The organism is Ralstonia sp. 1B3 (assembly GCF_036631435.1).
The window spans coordinates 1-18,410 of the sequence record NZ_JAPNUG010000019.1; the positions used below are offsets into that span (position 1 = coordinate 1).

9 protein-coding genes and 2 pseudogenes are annotated in these 18,410 nt (G+C 65.7%); 5 read left to right on the forward strand and 6 right to left on the reverse strand.

Going from position 1 to position 18,410, the window contains the following annotated elements:
- Positions 1-142 precede the first annotated feature (142 nt).
- From OWR21_RS05310 to OWR21_RS05320, 3 genes and pseudogenes are all read left to right on the forward strand, one after another.
- The gene (locus tag OWR21_RS05310) at positions 143-712 is read left to right on the forward strand and encodes a winged helix DNA-binding protein (protein WP_004626997.1); all 570 of its coding nucleotides are present in this window, start codon (positions 143-145) and stop codon (positions 710-712) included.
- Positions 713-860: 148 nt separating this feature from the next.
- Positions 861-4,965, forward strand: a pseudogene (gene purL, locus OWR21_RS05315) (phosphoribosylformylglycinamidine synthase).
- 289 nt (positions 4,966-5,254) lie between these two features.
- A pseudogene (locus tag OWR21_RS05320) lies at positions 5,255-9,351 on the forward strand (autotransporter domain-containing protein).
- Positions 9,352-9,427: 76 nt separating this feature from the next.
- On the opposite strand, the gene OWR21_RS05325 reads toward OWR21_RS05320, so the two are convergent.
- Complete coding sequence (locus OWR21_RS05325; RefSeq protein WP_332394743.1) at positions 9,428-10,666, reverse strand: serine hydrolase domain-containing protein; 1,239 nt, start codon at positions 10,664-10,666, stop codon at positions 9,428-9,430.
- 69 nt (positions 10,667-10,735) lie between these two features.
- The gene (locus OWR21_RS05330; RefSeq protein WP_332394744.1) at positions 10,736-11,662 is read right to left on the reverse strand and encodes a LysR family transcriptional regulator; all 927 of its coding nucleotides are present in this window, start codon (positions 11,660-11,662) and stop codon (positions 10,736-10,738) included.
- Positions 11,663-11,793: 131 nt separating this feature from the next.
- On the opposite strand from OWR21_RS05330, the gene OWR21_RS05335 reads away from it, so the two are divergent.
- Both OWR21_RS05335 and OWR21_RS05340 read left to right on the forward strand, forming a co-directional pair.
- The gene (locus OWR21_RS05335; protein WP_316899142.1) at positions 11,794-12,558 is read left to right on the forward strand and encodes an SDR family NAD(P)-dependent oxidoreductase; all 765 of its coding nucleotides are present in this window, start codon (positions 11,794-11,796) and stop codon (positions 12,556-12,558) included.
- 589 nt (positions 12,559-13,147) lie between these two features.
- On the forward strand, positions 13,148-13,294 hold the full coding sequence (locus tag OWR21_RS05340; RefSeq protein ID WP_332394745.1) for a hypothetical protein: 147 nt from the start codon (positions 13,148-13,150) through the stop codon (positions 13,292-13,294).
- A gap of 188 nt (positions 13,295-13,482) precedes the next feature.
- Here OWR21_RS05340 and OWR21_RS05345 read toward each other — a convergent pair whose 3' ends face one another.
- The 4 genes from OWR21_RS05345 to OWR21_RS05360 form a co-directional block, all read right to left on the reverse strand.
- Entirely contained in the window at positions 13,483-14,319 is an 837-nt protein-coding gene (locus OWR21_RS05345; protein ID WP_316887878.1) for an ABC transporter permease, read from the reverse strand.
- A 16-nt stretch (positions 14,320-14,335) separates the two neighbouring features.
- Entirely contained in the window at positions 14,336-15,604 is a 1,269-nt protein-coding gene (locus tag OWR21_RS05350; RefSeq protein ID WP_332394750.1) for an ABC transporter permease, read from the reverse strand.
- 103 nt (positions 15,605-15,707) lie between these two features.
- Positions 15,708-16,748, reverse strand: a complete 1,041-nt coding sequence (locus OWR21_RS05355) for an ABC transporter substrate-binding protein (RefSeq protein WP_147219029.1) — start codon at positions 16,746-16,748, stop codon at positions 15,708-15,710.
- A gap of 71 nt (positions 16,749-16,819) precedes the next feature.
- Positions 16,820-17,908, reverse strand: a complete 1,089-nt coding sequence (locus tag OWR21_RS05360; protein ID WP_332394746.1) for an ABC transporter ATP-binding protein — start codon at positions 17,906-17,908, stop codon at positions 16,820-16,822.
- Between the last annotated feature and the right edge of the window lie 502 nt (positions 17,909-18,410).

Here is an 18,410-nt window from a genome sequence, read left to right on the forward strand (position 1 = left end):
GTGCGCGGCCAGGGCGCCGTCGATCAGGATTTCGCGCCAGGTGGGGTGTGAGGACATGGCAACTACGCTTTTATCCATGCAGACATGACGATCTATTCTCTTACAATAGCCCGCGTTTCCGGTCCTTTCCCTGCCCGTTGCAATGTCCAAATCGCCGACCACCCCGAAAGCTGATCTGCCGCAATCCGCAGCCAATGAGGACGCCGGCAAGGGCGGGCCGATCGTGTCTTCGTCACACTTGGTGTCGGCGCGCAGCCCGGAGCTGTCGGAGTTCGAGTTTGCGCTCAACACCGCCTACAACGCCTACAACCGCTGGTGCGTGCGCTGCATGGCCGCCGCCGGCGTGCGCGACCTGACCTTCCTCGACGTGCTGGTGGTGCACCACGTCAACCACCGTGGCCGCGCCAAGCGCCTGGCCGACATCTGCTTCGTGCTCAACGTGGAAGACACCCACCTCGTCACGTATTCGCTCAAGAAACTGCAGGGGATGGACCTGGTGGAGGGCACGCGCAACGGCAAGGAAGTCACCTACACGACCACCGAAGCCGGCGAAAAGGCCTGCGCCCGGTACCGCGAGATCCGCGAGCAGTGCCTGACCAGCAATATTTCGCCCAGCGGCGAGGAAAATGCCGAAATTGGCGAACTGGCGCGCCTGCTGCGCGTGCTGACGGGCCTGTACGAGCAGGCGGCACGGTCCGCCACGTCGCTGTAAAACGGGCGTTTTCGACAATTTCCGGCCGAGGCAGGCGCATTTCAGGCCGATTTGAGGGTCGGTAACAAGGGCCGGGCAAGGTACAATAGCGGTTTTCCCGCGCACGCCGGGAAGTCCCTCCTTCCAGCTACTGCCTGCCTTGCCCACCATGGCGCATTTCTCGTGCTTTCCCGGCGCTCTCGCGCTGTCCGCCTTCCGCCAGCAACGCCTGCTTTCCACCCTCAAGCGCATCGATCCGGACATCGACGCCGTCAGTGCCCAATACCTGCACTTCGTGGCCGCCGATACGCCGCTGTCGGCCGATGAAGCCGCCCGTGTGCAAGCGCTGCTGACCTACGGTTCGCCCGCCCCGGCCGATGTCGAGGGTGACCGCTTTGTGGTGATCCCGCGTTTCGGCACGATCTCGCCGTGGGCCAGCAAGGCGACGGAAATCGCCCGCCACTGCGCACTGCCGCAAATCCATCGCATCGAGCGCGGCGTGGAATTCACCGTCACGTGCAAGAAGGGCCTCATCCGCAGCCTGACCGGCGCTGCCAAGCACCTCGACGACGCCACTCGCGCCGCCGTCGCCGAGCATCTGCACGATCGCATGACCGAAACCGTCATCGACTCGCGCGAAGCCGGCTACGGCCTGTTCGACGTGTTGCCCGCCAAGGCATTGCGCTTTGTCGATATCGCCGGTGGCCAGGATGCTGGTCGTCGTGCCTTGGAAGCCGCCAACGTCGAGATGGGCCTGGCGCTCTCCGACGATGAAATCGACTACCTGGTCGACGCCTACCGCAAGCTCGAACGCAACCCGACCGACGTCGAGCTGATGATGTTTGCGCAGGCCAACAGCGAGCACTGCCGCCACAAGATCTTCAACGCCGACTGGACCATCGACGGCGAAACGCAGGACAAATCGCTCTTCGCGATGATCCGCAACACGCACCAGCTTGCGCCGCAGGGCACGATCGTCGCGTATTCGGACAACGCCGCCGTGATGGAAGGCGGCATGGCCGAGCGCTGGTTCCCGCATGCGGGCACCGAAGGCGAGACGGGCGTGCCGCAATACGGCCGCCGCGAAGCCCTCACGCATACGCTGATGAAGGTGGAGACGCATAACCACCCGACGGCCATTTCGCCGTTCCCGGGCGCGTCGACGGGCGCGGGCGGTGAAATCCGCGACGAAGGCGCGACGGGCCGCGGCGCCAAGCCCAAGGCCGGTCTGACAGGCTTTACGGTGTCGAACCTGCTGCTGCCGGAAGCCGTGCAATCGTGGGAAAACGCGCGCGATACCGCCCAGCCCGTGGCGCACCGCAATCCGAATGAAGCCGCACCGGGCCCCGTCGGCAAGCCTGACCGCATCGCCTCGCCGCTGCAGATCATGATCGAAGGCCCGATCGGCGGCGCCGCGTTCAACAACGAATTCGGCCGGCCCAACCTCGGCGGCTACTTCCGTGTCTACGAGCAGAACGTCGGCGGCACCGTGCGCGGCTATCACAAGCCGATCATGATCGCCGGCGGCATCGGCAACATCGATGCCGGCCACACGCACAAGCACGGCCTGCCGGCCGGCACGCTGCTGATTCAGCTGGGTGGCCCCGGCATGCGCATCGGCATGGGCGGCGGTGCTGCCAGCTCGATGGCCACCGGCACCAATACCGCCGACCTGGACTTCGATTCCGTCCAGCGCGGCAACCCCGAAATGCAGCGCCGCGCGCAGGAAGTCATCAACGCGTGCTGGGCGCTGGGTGAGGACAACCCGATCCTGTCGATCCACGACGTTGGCGCGGGCGGCATCTCCAACGCCTTCCCGGAACTCGTCGATGGTGCCGACAAGGGCGCGCGCTTCGACCTGCGTCAGGTGCATCTGGAAGAGTCCGGCCTGAGCCCGGCAGAAATCTGGTGCAACGAATCGCAAGAGCGCTACACGCTGGCGATTGCCCCGGCGATTTCCCGCGCTTCCAGGCCATGTGCGAGCGCGAGCGCGCGCCGTTCTCGGTGGTCGGTTTCGCCACGGACGAGCAGCAGCTGCAAGTCGTCGACAGCGACACCGCAGCCGATCTGCCCGAGCACTTCCCGGTCAACATGCCGATGGACGTGCTGCTCGGCAAGCCGCCGCGCATGCACCGTGACGTGCGCCGCGTTGCGCAGGAACTGCCGGAAGTCGATGTCACCGGCCTGGACCTGGAAGTCGTTGCACGCGACGTGCTGCGTCATCCGACGGTGGCCAGCAAGTCGTTCCTGATCACCATCGGCGACCGCACTGTGGGCGGCCTGAACACGCGCGACCAGATGGTCGGCCCGTGGCAGGTGCCGGTGGCCGACGTGGCCGTCACCACGCTCGACTACAAGGGCTACGCCGGCGAGGCGATGACGATGGGCGAGCGCACGCCGCTGGCTGTCATCAACGCACCGGCATCGGGCCGCATGGCCATCGGCGAGTCCATCACCAACATCGCCGCTGCGCCGATCGACTCGCTCACGCGACTGAAGCTGTCGGCCAACTGGATGGCGGCCTGCGGCGTGAATGGTGAAGACGCCCGCCTGTACGACACGGTCAAGGCGGTCGGCATGGAGCTGTGCCCGGCACTGGGCATCAGCATTCCGGTGGGCAAGGATTCGCTGTCGATGCGCACCAAGTGGGAAGACGACGGCGCAGCGAAGGAAGTCGTCGCGCCGGTCTCGCTGATCGTCTCGGCGTTTGCCCCGGTGACGGATGTGCGCAAGACGCTCACGCCGCAGCTCAAGCAAGTGGAATCGGCCAACGCGCCGGCAGACACCACGCTGATCCTGATCGACCTGGGCCGCGGGAAGAACCGCATGGGCGGCAGCATCCTGGCGCAGGTCACGGAGCAGATCGGCAACAGCGTGCCCGACGTGGACGACGCCGAAGACCTCAAACGCTTCTTCGCCGCCATCCAGCAACTGAACGCAAGCGGTTCGCTCCTGGCGTATCACGACCGCTCCGACGGCGGCCTGTGGGCAACCGTCTGCGAAATGGCCTTCGCCGGCCACTGCGGCGTGTCGATCAACGTCGACATGCTCACGCTCGACGGCGCGCATGAATCCGACTACGGCGACGCCAAGAACTGGGCGCAGCAAGTTTCCGGCCGCGCGCCGACCTGACGCTGCGCGCGCTGTTTGCCGAAGAACTCGGTGCCGTCATCCAGGTGCCGCTGGCCCAGCGCGACGCCGTCTTTGCGGTGCTGCGCGAGCACGGCCTGGCCGGTTGCAGCCACGTGATCGGCGCGCCCAACGCCAACGACTACATCGAAATCTGGCGCGACGCCAAGAAGGTGTTCAGCGCGTCGCGCATCGAACTGCAACGCACCTGGACGGACGTCTCCTGGCGCATCGCCAGCCTGCGCGACAACCCCGAGTGCACGCAGAGTGAATACGACCGCATCCTCGACGCTGAAGACCCGGGCATCTCGCCCAAGCTCACGTTCGACATTGCGGAAGACGTGGCCGCACCGTTCATCGCCACGGGCGCCCGCCCGCGCATGGCGATCCTGCGCGAGCAAGGCGTGAACTCGCAGATCGAAATGGCCTACGCGATGGACAAGGCCGGCTTCGACACCTACGACGTCCACATGAGCGACCTGCTGGCCGGTCGCACGAACCTCGCCAGCTTCAAGGGCTTCGTCGCCTGCGGCGGTTTCAGCTACGGCGATGTGCTCGGCGCGGGCGAAGGCTGGGCGAAAACGATCCTCTTCAACAGCATGCTCGCCGAGCAGTTCGCCGCCTTCTTCAACCGCACCGATTCGATTGCGCTGGGCGTGTGCAACGGCTGCCAGATGATGGCGAACCTCGCCCCGATCATCCCGGGCGCCGGCGCATGGCCGAAGTTCACGCGCAACCAGTCGGAGCAGTACGAAGGCCGTCTGGTGACCGTGCAGGTGGAGGCATCGCCGTCGATCTTCTACGCGGGCATGGAAGGCAGCCGCATTCCCATCGTCGTCGCGCACGGCGAAGGCTATGCCGACTTCTCGCAGCAAGGCGACATCGGCAAGGTCGCCGTCGGCCTGCGCTACGTCGACAACCGTGGCGAAGTCACGCAGACGTACCCGCTGAACCCGAACGGCTCGCCGCAGGGCATTGCTTCGGTGACGACGCATGACGGCCGTTTCACGGCCCTGATGCCGCATCCGGAACGCGTGTTCCGCGCCGTGCAGATGAGCTGGCATCCGAAGGAATGGGAAGCCGCCGGCGACGGCAGCAGCCCGTGGATGCGGATGTTCCGCAACGCGCGGAAGTGGATGGCGTAAGCAGTCCGCTCAGCAGCAAACGAAAAACGCGCCGGGGCGACTCGGCGCGTTTTTTTGCCTTCCGTCGGGCAGATTGAGCCCGCGCAGCCACCCTGACCAATAGCCCGGGCAATATTTCCCAGGCAAGTGTTATATTTCGCGCGCATGCGCCCCGGCCTATGAGCCGAAAACGCAGTACCCGCCGCCGGCGCGCCAGAGAACGACAACACAAAACGGGTCACCCGCGCCACGGTCCTGCCTCTCAACGGCCAGCGCCCGACCCATGGGTCTATGCAACGAGGGGATCGACATGAACCGGGTCTATCGGCTGGTCTGGAGCCGCAGCTTGCGCGCTCCGCAAGTGGTATCGGAACTGACAAAAGCGTCGCACGGGGGTGTTGACGCCACCGGCGACACGACGCGCACGCGTCGGCGAGCCTCCATCGTTTCAATCAGCGTATCGCTTGGGCTGGCCGGCGCAGCGCTCCCAGGCTGGGCCGCGACGTGCTCGCCCAGCACGATCGCAAACTGCAGCGCGGCCGGCGGCGCCGGCATCCCGAACCGCAGCGGCAATGGGGGCAGCGGTAACGGCGGTGGCGGCGGTTCGTCCGGGCTGGGCAACGGCGGCGCAACGGTGCAGATCCCTGGCGGTGCAACGTCAGGTGGGACTGGCGGCACCGGGGCCCTCAACGACAGCGGCCAAAACGGCCCCGGCGGGGCGCCGGCAGTGGTGCTCGCTGGCGATGCGGTGGTCAATACGAACGTACAAGGCGGGGCGGGCCAAGCGTTCGACGGATTCAATTTCGCTGGCGGTGCCGGGGCGGCGGCGCCGGCGTGTACTCCACGGGCACCAGCGTCACGGTCAACAGCGGCATGACCGTTCAGGGTGGCGCCGGCGGAAATGGCGGAGCCGGCACATCGGGGCCGGCCTCCAACGGCGGCGGCGGCGGCGGCGGTGGCGCTGCCCTGGTGATGGTGACGCCGGCGGCCGATGTCAACAACCAGGGGACGCTGGTCGGTGGCAATGGCGGTAACGGAGGGGGCGGCGGAAACCCGGGCGGCGGCGGTGGCGGTGGCGATGGGTTGCTGACCTTGGGTTCCGGCACCCAGGTGACCAACATTGGGACGATCGTGGGCGGTGTTGGCGGCGCTGCGGGTGGCGGCGGCAGCACGGCCGGTGCCAGTGGCGCGGGCGTCAACCTGGCTGCCGGGTTCAACGTGCTCACCAATGTCGGCACGATTACCGGCGGCGCGGGCAACGGCGGTGCCGCGGGCGCGGGTGTCATCGCCAACGGCGCGGTCATCGTCAATGGCGGCACGATCAGCGGCGGGTTGTTCAGCGACGGCGTGACGCGGGCGGCGGCCATCCAGTTCAACGGGACGAACAACACGCTGCAACTGGTGACGGGTTCCAACATCATCGGCAACCTCGACGTGGCAGCGGGCGCAGTGGCCAAGATCACCGCCGGCAGCGCAGGCCTCTCGTTGTCCAACAACGTCACGCTAGGCGACGCCACGTCGCGCGTCACGCTCGATTCGACCACGACGAACCTCGTGGTGTCAGGCGTCATATCGGGCGCGGGCAGCGTGGGCGTCACCGGCAGTCGAACGATCACGCTGACGGGCGACAACACCTATACGGGCGCGACCACCATCACCACCGGCACGCTGCAGATCGGCAACGGCGGCACCACCGGCTCGGTGGCGGGCAATATCGTCAACAACGGCACGCTCGCGTTCAACCGCAGCGATACGGTTACGTACGCCGGCACCATCAGCGGCTCCGGCAATCTGGTGCAGGCCGGGGCTGGCACGCTCACCATCTCAGGCACGGCAGGCTATGCCGGCAGTACCACCATCAATGCGGGCACGCTGGCGTTGTCAGGCGCCGGCAGCATTGCCGCCTCCAGCGGCGTGGTCAACAACGGCACCTTCGATATCTCTGGGACGACCTCCGGCGCCACCATCAACGCCTTGACCGGCACGGGCACGGTCGCCCTGGGCAGCCGGAACCTCACGCTGGCCAACGCAGCCGGTACCTTCAGCGGCGCGATTGTCGGCGCGGGTGGCCTCACGGTCTCGGCTGGCACGCAGACGCTGTCGGGTGTGAACGTATTCACCGGCGCAACGACGATCAGCGGCGGCACGCTGGCGTTGTCGGGAGCCGGCAGCATTGCGGCTTCCGGCGGCGTGGTGAACAACGGCACCTTTGACATCGCCGGGACGACCTCGGGCGCCACCATCAGCGCCTTGACGGGCACAGGTGCCGTCGCTCTGGGTGGCCAGACGCTGATATTGGCGAATGCAGCGGGCACGTTCAGCGGCGCGATCGGCGGGACGGGTGGCCTTACGGTCAGCGGTGGCACGCAAACGCTGTCGGGGGTCAATGGATTTACCGGTTCGATGTCGATCAATGCGGGCACGCTGGCACTGTCGGGTGCCGGCAGCATTGCGGCTTCGAACAGCGTCGTGAACAACGGCACGTTCGACATCTCGGGCACGACGTCCGGCACCACCATCAATGCATTGACGGGCTCGGGCAGTGTCGCCCTGGGCAGCCGGACCCTCACGCTCGCCAACGCGGCGGGTACTTTCAGCGGCGCGATCAGCGGTACGGGCGGCCTCACGCTGGACGGCGGCACGCAAACACTGTCCGGCGTGAACACCTATGGCGGTGCAACGACGATCAACGCCGGCACGCTGGCGTTGACGGGTGCCGGCCGCCTGGCGTCGGGTACGACGATCACGCTCACGGGCGCAACTTCGGCACTCGATCTGTCCGCAGGCGCCAACCAGACGGTCGCGCATCTCTCGGGCGTGGCCGGCAGCCGCGTGGTGCTGAATGGCAGCGCGCTGACGCTGGCTGACGATTCGTCTCAAACCTTCAGCGGCAGCCTGGGCGGCAATGGGTCGTTGATCAAGCAGGGTACGGGCACGCTCACGCTCAACGGTGTCAGCAGCGGCTTCTCGGGGTCGACCACGGTGGCTGGCGGCACGCTGGCCGTCGGCGACGCGGCAAACGCCAGTGCCGTGCTTGGCGGCAATGTCCTGGTGAACGCGCTGGGCACGCTGCGCGGCCACGGCACGGTTTCGGGCGACGTGAGCAGCAGCGGGGTGGTCGCGCCCGGCGGTTCCATCGGCACGCTCTCGATCGGCGGCAACTACACGCAGGGCTCGACTGGGACGCTCGCCATCGAGGTCAGCCCGACGGATGCCTCGCAACTGCGTGTGGGCGGTGCCGCGGCGCTCGGCGGGTCGCTTGCCATCGTGTTCGATCCGGGCACCTATACCGCGCGCCGCTACACCGTGCTGAGCGCCGGCAGCGGCGTGACCGGCCGCTTCGCAAACGTCAGCACGGCAACGGCAGGAGCCAACCTCGGTACGTTGCAGACCTCGGTGGACTACGGAACGAATGCGGTCGATCTGCTCCTCGCAGAAGCGACAGCGCCCGGCACCCCAGGCAGCCCGACCGTGGTCGCACCGACAAAGACCTCCATCTACACGGCGCTAGGCACCACGGCGCTGCTGCAGGCGCAGGGCGCCAACGCCGCGCTGCTCGGCCGGTTGTCCGGGCCCCAAGGCGCGCTGGGCGGCTCCAACAACGTATGGGCTACGGCCAGCGGCTCCAGCACGAAGGTGGGCGGCACAGGCAATGCGCCAGGCTTCCTCACGCACGCCTATGGGTTCCTCGCCGGAGCGGAGGGCCGCATGGGCGCAGCCACCGTCGGCGCCGCGGGCGGCTACACGCACACCACGCTCGGCGAAGACACGACCGGCGCATCGGGCGCCATCGACACGCTCCGCGTGGCCCTTTACGGCGCGCAGCCGATGGGCGCCGTCAACCTGTCGGCCACGATCGGCTACGGGCTCGACTTCTTCTCGCAGAAGCGGCCGTTCGGCAGCGTGGGCACCGCGGAGGGCGACCATCTCGCGCACGAATTCACGGCCGCCATGCAGGCCAGCTTGCCCATGGAGATGGGCGGCCTCCGCCTCGCGCCGCACGTTGGCATGCGCTATGCCTATGTGCGCGGCAGCGGCTTCGGAGAGGACGGCGCCAACGGCCAGAACCTGCAAGTCGGCCCGGACAGCGCGCGCAGTCTCCAGCCGTATGTGGGCGTCACGCTCGACAAGGCCTTCGGCGATGTGCGGCCCGTCAACGTGCAGCTTCGCTTGGGCTATGCGCACGAGCTGATGAACGCCGGCCGCGTCGTCCAGGTGCAGAGCCAGGACGGCACCGTGTTCGCGGCCCCGGGCACCGATCTGCCCCGTTCGTTCCTGACGACGGGGGCCAGCGTCACGCTCCAGGCAGCCAAGGCAACCACGGTGTCGTTGGGCGTGGATGCCACCATCAACACGAGCCACGTGTCTGCGCAGTCTGCGTACGTGCGGGTCAACCATCGGTTTTAACGGAAGCCGCGTGCTGAAAGAAAAAACGCGCCGACGTGATCTCGGCGCGTTTTTCTCACCAGCATCAGCGGCGCGCCTATCGACCAAACCGGTCGACAACGCTGCGCCACAACGCATCGCGCTCCGCGCCCAGGTGCGCGCCGCTCGCATCGCCCGCCGCGTCCTGGCCCACCGCAAGATGAACCATGGTGAGCCTGGACTGCGGGTCCACGTAGATCGCCTGCCCATGGACGCCGAGCAGCACGAATCGCCGCGCCTCTCCCGGCAGAAGCCAGACCTGGTAGCCATAGCCGTAATAGCGGCTGCCGTGATACGTCATCTGCCCCGGGCGAAACGCATCGGGCTGGCGCGCTGCGTCGGTCATGTCGAGCAGGAAGTCGCGCGGCACGACTTGCCGGCCTTGCACCACGCCATCGTTGGCCAGCATGGACCCGAGGCGCGCGTAGTCCCGCGCCGTCGCGTTGAAGCCGCCTTGTGCAAACGCCGATCCGTCGGATTGGCGCAGGAGGTAGGTCGCCTTGGCTTCGGCCCCCATCGGCTTCCATAGCTTGTGGTCAACGAAGTCGCACAGGCTGCGGTGCGTCGCCGCCTGCAGCACGAGCGCCAACACTTCGGTTTGCGCGCCCGCATAGTTGAAGCGCGTGCCCGGTGCGTCGGCGCGCTCGTGGACCTGGGCCGCTGCCGCGAGCACGCCTTGCTTCGCTGCCGTCTTGAGGAAGCGTGCCCGGTCGTCGGTGGGCGTGTAGTCCTCGACGTACTTCGCCCCGGAGGCCATGCGCAGCAGATCGACGATGCGCGTTCCACCGTACAGCGTGCCTGCCAGTTCGGGCACGTATTGGTCCACACGGTCATCCAGCGAGCGCAGGCTTCCATCCTCCAGCGCCTTGCCGATGGCCAGTGCAACCAGCGTCTTGGCCATCGAGTTGGACAGCATGCGCATGTCGCGCGTGCGGTCGTAGCCGTAATGCTCGGCCAGGATGACGCCGTCCTGAACGATCAGCACGGCGGTCGCGCGCTGATGCTCCATGTAGTCCGCAAGCGTGTAGTCATGGTTGCGGAAGCGATACCGGACATCCGCCTCCTTTTCTGCAGTCTTGAGCGGTGCCGGTTGCTCGGCTGGCGCCAGGTCGCAAGACGGCGAGATACGGTCCATGCCGCTGAAGGCGCCCACGATGTACTGCGCCTCGTGGATGCGCGCCGCGCTTGGCGCAAGCGGATAGCCTTGCGCCTTGCCGAGTCGATCTTCATCGGGAGAGGCGATGGCGACACTGCACGCGAGCAGCGCGCACGTTGCGCAATATCGGAGAGCTTTCATGACCGGGGCAGGGGTGAGGTTGCGGGCGGCGGCAAGCCGTGAGACTACACCGGCCGCAAGTCGGCGTGCCTACGCATTCATGCCCAGCGGTTCCAGATACGGGCCCAACAACTCGCTCATCCAGTTCATGAAGACCTGCACCCGAACCGGCAGATTCCGCCGGTTCGGATACACCAGCGACACCGGCATCGGCGGCGGCCGAAAGTCGGGCATGACGTCGAGGAGCGTACCGTCCGCAATCGCCGACGACAGCCCCGCGTACACCGGCGCCTGGATCATCCCCAGCCCCGCGCGGCACGCTGCGTCGTAGCTCTCGGCCGAGTTGACCGTCACCGCGCCTTTCATCGGCCGGAACGCCGAGCGGCCGTCCACCGTGTATTCCCACCCCGGCGACTTCGTCCCCAGCGTCTGCACGTAATGAACGATGCGATGGTGGTCGAGGTCATCGAGCGTTTTCGGCATGCCATAGCGCGCGATGTAGGCCGGGCTGGCGCAGTTCACCTGATGCAACTGGCCGAGCGGGCGGGCGATGAGGCTGCTGTCGGTCAGGGTGCCGATGCGCAGTACGCAGTCGAAGCCTTCGCGTACCGGGTCGACGCGGCGGTCGGTGCTGGAGAGTTCGATTTCCAGCTCGGGGTGGGCATCGAGCAGCGCGGGCAGGGCGGGGATGACGATGCGGCGTGCAACGCCGACCGGCATGTCGACCCGTAGGCGTCCGCGCAGGGCCTGCGTGCTCTGGCGGAACATGGTCTGCAGTTCGTCCATGTCGGCCAGCAGATCCTGGCAGCGCTCGTAGAACGTCTGGCCGTCCTGCGTGAGCTGCACCTTGCGGGTGGTCCGGTGCAGCAGACGCGTGCCGAGCATCGTTTCCAGCTGCTGCACCGCCACCGAGGCGGCCGGCTTGGGAATGCTCAAGGCTTCGGCGGCGCGCGTAAAGCTGGCAAGTTCAGCCACGCGCACAAAAATCTGCATGGCTTCGAGTCGGTTAGTGGACATGGCGGACGGGTTGATTGTTATTTGTGGGCAAACACAGCGATAGGATAAGCGAGATTTATTCTTTGTTTGTCGCCCAATACCATGCTCTCACGGTGTTCGACACCCAACCCAAAACCAACCGGAGAGCAAACATGACGCAGACCCATACCCCCATCGCGATCGTCACCGGCGGCAGCCGCGGCCTTGGCAAGAACATGGTGCAGAAGCTGGCCCAGCGCGGCACCGACGTGATCTTCACCTACCGCAGCAACCGCGCCGAAGCCGACGCCCTTGTCGCTGAACTGACAGCCCAGGGCCGCCGTGCCGCCGCGTTGCAGCTCGACGCCGGCAAGATCGCCACGTTCCCCGCCTTTGCCGAGGCCGTGCGCGGCGTGCTGGCGCAGTGGAAGGCCGAGCGCTTCGATTACCTCGTCAACAACGCTGGCGTTGGCGTGCATGCCGCCGTGGCCGAAACCACCGAAGCCCAGTTCGACGAGCTGATGAACGTGCATTTCAAGGGCGTGTTCTTCCTCACGCAGATCCTGCTGCCGCTCATGGCGGACGGCGGGCGCATCGTCAATATCTCGTCGGGGCTGGCGCGCTTTGCGCTGCCGGGCTACGGCGCGTATGCGGCAATGAAGGGCGCGGTGGAGGTGCTCACGCGCTATCTGGCGAAGGAACTCGGCCCGCGCGGCATTGCCGTGAACGTGGTGGCGCCGGGCGCCATCGAGACCGACTTTGGCGGCGGTGCCGTGCGCGACAACGCGAGCCTCAATGCGATGGTCGCGTCCAATACGGCGCTGGGGCGTGCTGGGCTGCCGGACGATATTGGCGGTGTGGTGGCCTCGTTGCTGTCGCCGGACAACCGGTGGATCAATGCGCAGCGTATTGAGGCGTCGGGCGGGATGTTCCTGTAAGCAGCGGCAGACCGCGACACTCGGCGGTCTGCCGTCCCGCTGTCGAGCTCTGGGCTCGGGGCGCTGAGCAAAAAGCTCCATGCGTCGAGCTCTGAGCTCGGGGCGCCGAGCAAAAAGCTCCGTGTGTCGAGCTCTGAGCTCGGCGTGCCGAGCAAAAGCTCCGTGTGTCGAGCTCTGAGCTCGGGGCGCCGAGCAAAAAGCTCCGTGTGTCGAGCTCTGAGCTCGGGGCGCCGAGCAAAAAGCTCCGTGCGTCGAGCTCTGAGCTCGGCGTGCCGAGAAAATTGCTCCGCGTGTTGAGTTCGGAATTTGGAACTGGTGGTTTGATGGGTTGGCGCGGCGGCGCATCCTTTGTTTCCCCCGCCGGGGGCGACTTACTTTCTTTGTCTTGCCAAAGAAAGTAAGCAAAGAAAGGCGCGCCCGAGATGGCGACTTCCCCTTGGATTTTGTAACCGGGCGGAGACGGGGAAAACTCGCTGCGCTCAGACAGTTCCCCGTCTTTTTTCCGCCCGCTTACAAAAATCCAAGGCGCCATCAAGGGCAGGAACGTCAACGGCCACACCGTCGGTGTGCTGGCCTGGGTGGCACTGGTTTGCTGCTGGTGTTGCTTGCTTTGCTTTGCGTTGTGCTGTTGGTGCCTGCTGCACTGGTGATCGATGGTTTGGCCTTTGACGTTCCTGCCCTATGCGGCGCCTTGAATTTCTGTTGCAAGGAGGAAAAAGGAAGGGAAACTGTTTGAGCGCAGCGAGTTTTTCCCTTCCCCTCCTTGCGACATAAATTCAAGGAATCTTTCGCCGCATCGGGCGCGCTTTCTTTGCTTACTTTCTTTGGCAAGACAAAGAAAGTGAGTCAGCCCCGGCAGGGGATGAAACAAGAGATCCACCACAAGAAACAACCCAAAACCAACAACCCCAAAACCCAAAACCCTTACGCCACCGCCTTAGCCGCAGCCCGCCCCCGCAGCCACTCAAACGTCAACAGCAGACACGTCGAGAACACAATCAAGATCGTCGCCAGCGCCGCAATCGTCGGCGAGATGTTTTCGCGAATACCCGTGAACATCTGACGCGGCAGCGTGACCTGATCCGCCCCCGCCAGGAAGAGCGTCACCACCACTTCGTCAAACGACGTGGCAAACGCAAACAGCGCGCCGGAAATCACGCCCGGTGCAATGACGGGCAGTGTGATGCGGAAGAACGTCATGACCGGGTTGGCCCCCAGCGACAGGCTCGCCCGCACGAGGTTGTGATTGAACCCCTGCAGCGTCGCCAGCACGGTCGTCACCACAAACGGCACGCCCAACGCCGCATGCGCGAGGATCAGCCCGATATACGTATTGGCCAGGCCCAGCGGGGCGAAGAACAGGTACATGCCCACGCCGACCACCACCACCGGCACGATCATCGGCGACACCAGCACCGCCATCAGCAGGCCCTTGCCACGGAAGTCGGCCTTGTTCAGGCCAATGGCGGCCAGCGTGCCGAGCACCGTCGCCACGATCGTGGCGGCGGGGGCGACGATGAAGCTGTTCTTGGCCGCCATGCGCCATTCGTCCGACGTGACGAGGTTCTGATACCAACGCAGTGAATAACTCGGAATCGGGTACGAGAGGAACGTGCTCGACGAGAACGACAGTGGCACGATCACCAGCACCGGCAGCACAAGGTACAGCAGCGTCAGCACGGCCAGGCCGCGCAATGCGAAGTACCAGACGCGCTCGATGAGCGAGGTGTGCGGGGCGAACATCGGTTTGGCGAGTTTCATGTTCGATGGGCTCCGTTCAACCAACGCGGACCTTGGGCCGCGTAAAGCGTCCATACACGGCGTACAGCACGAGCGTGGCCAGCAACAGCAGCGCACCCAGCGCGCACGCCATGCCCCAGTTGATCGTGACGTTGGTGAAGTAGGCCACGTAGTAGCTGACCATCTGGTCGTTCGGCCCGCCCAGCAGCGCGGGGGTGATGTAGTAGCCGAGCGCCAGGATGAACACCAGCAGCGCGCCGGCGCCGATGCCCGGATACGTCTGCGGCACATACACGCGCCAGAAGGCGGCAAACGGATGGCTGCCCAGCGACACGGCCGCGCGCTGGTATGTGGGCGGGATCGACTTCATCACGCTGTACAGCGGCAGGATCATGAACGGCAGCAGGATGTGCGTCATCGAGATGTACACGCCCACGCGATTGAACAGCAGCGCCAGCGGCTCCTTGATGATGCCGAGGTCCATCAGGCCGTGGTTGATCAGGCCTTCGGTCTGCAGCAGCACGATCCACGCCGCCACGCGCACGAGAATGGACGTCCAGAACGGAATCAGCACCATCACCATGACGAGGTTGGCGCGGCGCTCCGGCAGCGAGGCGATCCAGTACGACAGCGGATAGCCCAGCAGCAGGGCGAACAGCGTCACCATTGCGCTGATGACGAAGGTGCGAATAAACACCGTCACATAGATCTGCTCGTCGGGGTCGGTCGCTTCGATGTGGCCGAAGGCATCTTGCCGGTGGTCCAGCGCGGCCAGCAGGTAGAACGGCGAGGTGCGGCTGCTGTTCTTGGCGATGGCCTGCCAGTACGTGACATCGCCCCAGCGCTCGTCGACTTCAAGCAGCTTGGCGCGAGTCTGGCCGGGCGTGAGCGTCAGCGCCTTGCCCTGGTCATCGGCCAGCGGCATGGCGCGTGCAGTCTTGGCAACCAGCGAGCGGAAGCCCGGGATTTCAGTGTTGAGGCGGCGGGCCAGTGCGCCCATCGCTTCGCCTTCGCTCACCGTCGTGAGGTCTGCGGCGAGCGCAGCGTAGGCGGCGTCGGCCGGCGGGCTCTTGCGGTCCCAGCCCTTCAGGGCGATGACCGTCTTGGGCAGCGCATCGGCGACCTCGGGGTTCTGCACGGCGCGTGTGAGCAGGGCGCCGATCGGCACGACAAAGATGAGCAGCAGGAAGATGGCGAGCGGCGCCACCAGCGCCAGCGCCATGGCACGCCTGCGCGCCTCAGCGCTCTTCAATTCGCGTTTGAGTTTGGCCGTCGAATCAGGAACCGATTCAGCCGCGATCGTCATGGTGTTCAATGCTGCCTCGCCATCGCTACGGGAATTCATCCGGCGGATGCCTTGCCAAAGGGGCAGGGCATCCGCGCGGTCACTGCGTTACACCGCTATGCGGTTACTTCGACGCCCACGAGGCGAAGCGCTGTTCCAGCTCGTCGCCATGGTCGGTCCAGAACTGCAGGTTCTGCAGCACGGCGTTCTTGGCGTTCTCCGGGGAGTTCGGCATGTTGGCCTGCGTCTTGGCGTCGAGCGCCTTGATGGCCGCCACGTTGGCCGGGCCATACGCGATGTGCTTGGCGTATTCCTGCTGTGGCTTCTGCGACAGCGTGTAAGCGATGTACTGCTCGGCCAGCGCCTTGTTGGGCGTGCCCTTGGGGATAGCCCAGTAGTCCAGGTCGTAGATGCTGCCGTTCCAGACCACCTTCAGGTTCTTGCCTTCGCGCTGTGCAGCGTCGATACGGCCGTTGAACGCGGTGGACATCACCACGTCACCCGCCACCAGGAACTGCGGCGGCTGCGCGCCGGCTTCCCACCACTGGATGTTCGGCTTGAGCTGATCGAGCTTCTTGAACGCGCGGTTCTGGCCGTCCTTGGTGGCGAGCACCTTGTAGACGTCCTTGACCGGCACGCCGTCGGCCATCAGCGCGAATTCCAGGTTGCCGCGCGCACCCTTGCGCATGCCGCGCTTGCCCGGGAATTTCTTCACGTCCCAGAAATCGGCCCAGCCGGTCGGGGCGGTCTTGAGCTTGTCGGCGTTGTACGCCATCGCGGTCGACCACACGAAGAAGCCCACGCCGCAGGTGCTCGGCGACTCGGGGATCAGATCGCTCTTCTTGGCGATCTTGCTCCAGTCGAGCTTCTCGAACAGGCCTTCATCGCAGCCGCGGCCGATGTCGCCGGATTCGACTTCCACCACGTCCCAGTTGACGTGCTTGGCTTCGACCATGGCCTTGATCTTGGCCTGCTCGCCGTTGTACTCGACCACGGTGACCTTGTTGCCGGTCTGCGCCTCGAACGGCTTGTTGAACGCGGCCTTCTGCGCGTCGCCATTGGCGCCGCCGAAGTTCACGACGGTGATTTCCGCTGCATGCGCGCCGAATGCAATGGCGAACGCGCCGGCAAGCACGGACAGACGCGTCTTTGTGGTGTGTTTCATTCCTGGCTCCTCTTATTGGCGTGTGGGTACAACGTGTGGTCGTGGCATGCGGGCAGGGCTGCCCGCATGCGTCATGCAAAAACGCGCAGGTGTTCCGGTGCGAACTCCAGCTGGATCGGCGCGCCGGGCGCGAAGCCTTCGAGCGCGCGCGTGCCCAGCGGCACCTTCACGAAACATTCGGGCTGGTCGGGCAGGGCGCAGCGCATGCGCACGTGGTCGCCAAAGTAGACGAGCCCACGCGTCTGTCCGGTGATCGCGTTGCCGGCGGCGGAGGCGCCCTCGGCCAGGCGCATGCGCTCGGGGCGGATGCAGCCCGTGGCCGTGGCACCGACGTTGGCGCCCGCCACGTTGCGGCCGACCACGCGGGCGCCGTCGTTGAGCTGCAGTTCGCAGTACTCGCCGTCAACGCGGGTCACGGTGCCGCGCAGCGTGTTGCTGTCGCCGATGAAGTTGGCGACGAACTCGTTGCAGGGGCGCTCGTAGAGGCTGTCGACCGTGTCGAGCTGCTGCACGATGCCCTTGTCGAATACGGCCACGCGGTCGGACATGGTGAGCGCCTCGCCCTGGTCGTGCGTCACGTAGACGAAGGTCACGCCGAGCTTTTCGTGCAGCGATTTCAACTCGTACTGCATGTGTTCACGCAGTTGCTTGTCGAGCGCGCCGAGCGGTTCGTCCATCAGCACGAGCTTGGGCTCGAACACCAGCGCGCGGGCCAGTGCAATGCGCTGCTGTTGCCCGCCGGAGAGCTGCGCGGGGTAGCGCTTGGCAAAGCCTTCCATGCGGACCATCTGCAGGGCCTTGTGCACGCGCTCGGCACGTTCGGCGGCGGGCAGCTTGCGCACGGCCAGCGGGTATTCCACGTTCTGCGCCACTGTCATGTGCGGAAACAGCGCGTAGTTCTGGAACACCATGCCGATGTTGCGCTTGTGCGGCGGCACGTTGTTGAGCAGCGCGCCTTCGAGGCGGATCTCGCCGCCGGTCGGGAATTCGAACCCGGCCAGCATCATCAGGCATGTGGTCTTGCCCGAGCCGGAGGGGCCGAGCAGGGTGAGGAACTCGCCCTGGTAGATGTCCAGGTCCAGGTGTTTGACCACGAGGGTCTCGCCGTCATACGTCTTGCGTACACCGCGAAAGCTGACGATCACGTCGTCGGTCTTCATTGCTGCTTCCTCCATACCATGTCGGTCATCGAGCCTGAGCCCTGCCGCTGCAGGCGGCATTCGCTGGCTTGCGCCCACGCTGCCCGTCGCGCCGTTCTCCGATCCACCCGGGTCGGTCAACATGCCGTGTTGTGACGAATTGTTGATGGACTATAGCGGCTCATTGTTCTGCAAAGTGGACCCAATCCTGGTTATTTGATGGAGCCATTTACCGCCACCGCGCAGGCACATCCCACGGGCGTGCGGGCCCGCGGCACCACAATAGGGAAAACCCCGGATGCCTTGCCCGAGCAAGCTCGGCGGCCGATCGTGTGGTCGTTGTGATCTGTTTGAGTGTAGGTCGTGCGCCAGCCCGCGTGCGGCGGGCATAACAGAGCCCGGATGGAACCAATTTGGCCGGAACAGCAGCCCATTCGAGCCGCGCGGAAATGGTGCGCCGCGTCTTCACGCAAACGGTGCATCACCTTGGGGGCACGCGCGACCGCTACACGACGATGTTGTC

Coding starts and splice junctions, on each gene's coding strand:
- OWR21_RS05310 (WP_004626997.1), top strand. CDS start 143: ATGTCCAAATCGCCGACCACCCCGAAAGCTGATCTGCCGCAATCCGCA.
- OWR21_RS05325 (WP_332394743.1), bottom strand. CDS start 10,666: ATGAAAGCTCTCCGATATTGCGCAACGTGCGCGCTGCTCGCGTGCAGT.
- OWR21_RS05330 (WP_332394744.1), bottom strand. CDS start 11,662: ATGTCCACTAACCGACTCGAAGCCATGCAGATTTTTGTGCGCGTGGCT.
- OWR21_RS05335 (WP_316899142.1), top strand. CDS start 11,794: ATGACGCAGACCCATACCCCCATCGCGATCGTCACCGGCGGCAGCCGC.
- OWR21_RS05345 (WP_316887878.1), bottom strand. CDS start 14,319: ATGAAACTCGCCAAACCGATGTTCGCCCCGCACACCTCGCTCATCGAG.
- OWR21_RS05350 (WP_332394750.1), bottom strand. CDS start 15,604: ATGACGATCGCGGCTGAATCGGTTCCTGATTCGACGGCCAAACTCAAA.
- OWR21_RS05355 (WP_147219029.1), bottom strand. CDS start 16,748: ATGAAACACACCACAAAGACGCGTCTGTCCGTGCTTGCCGGCGCGTTC.
- OWR21_RS05360 (WP_332394746.1), bottom strand. CDS start 17,908: ATGAAGACCGACGACGTGATCGTCAGCTTTCGCGGTGTACGCAAGACG.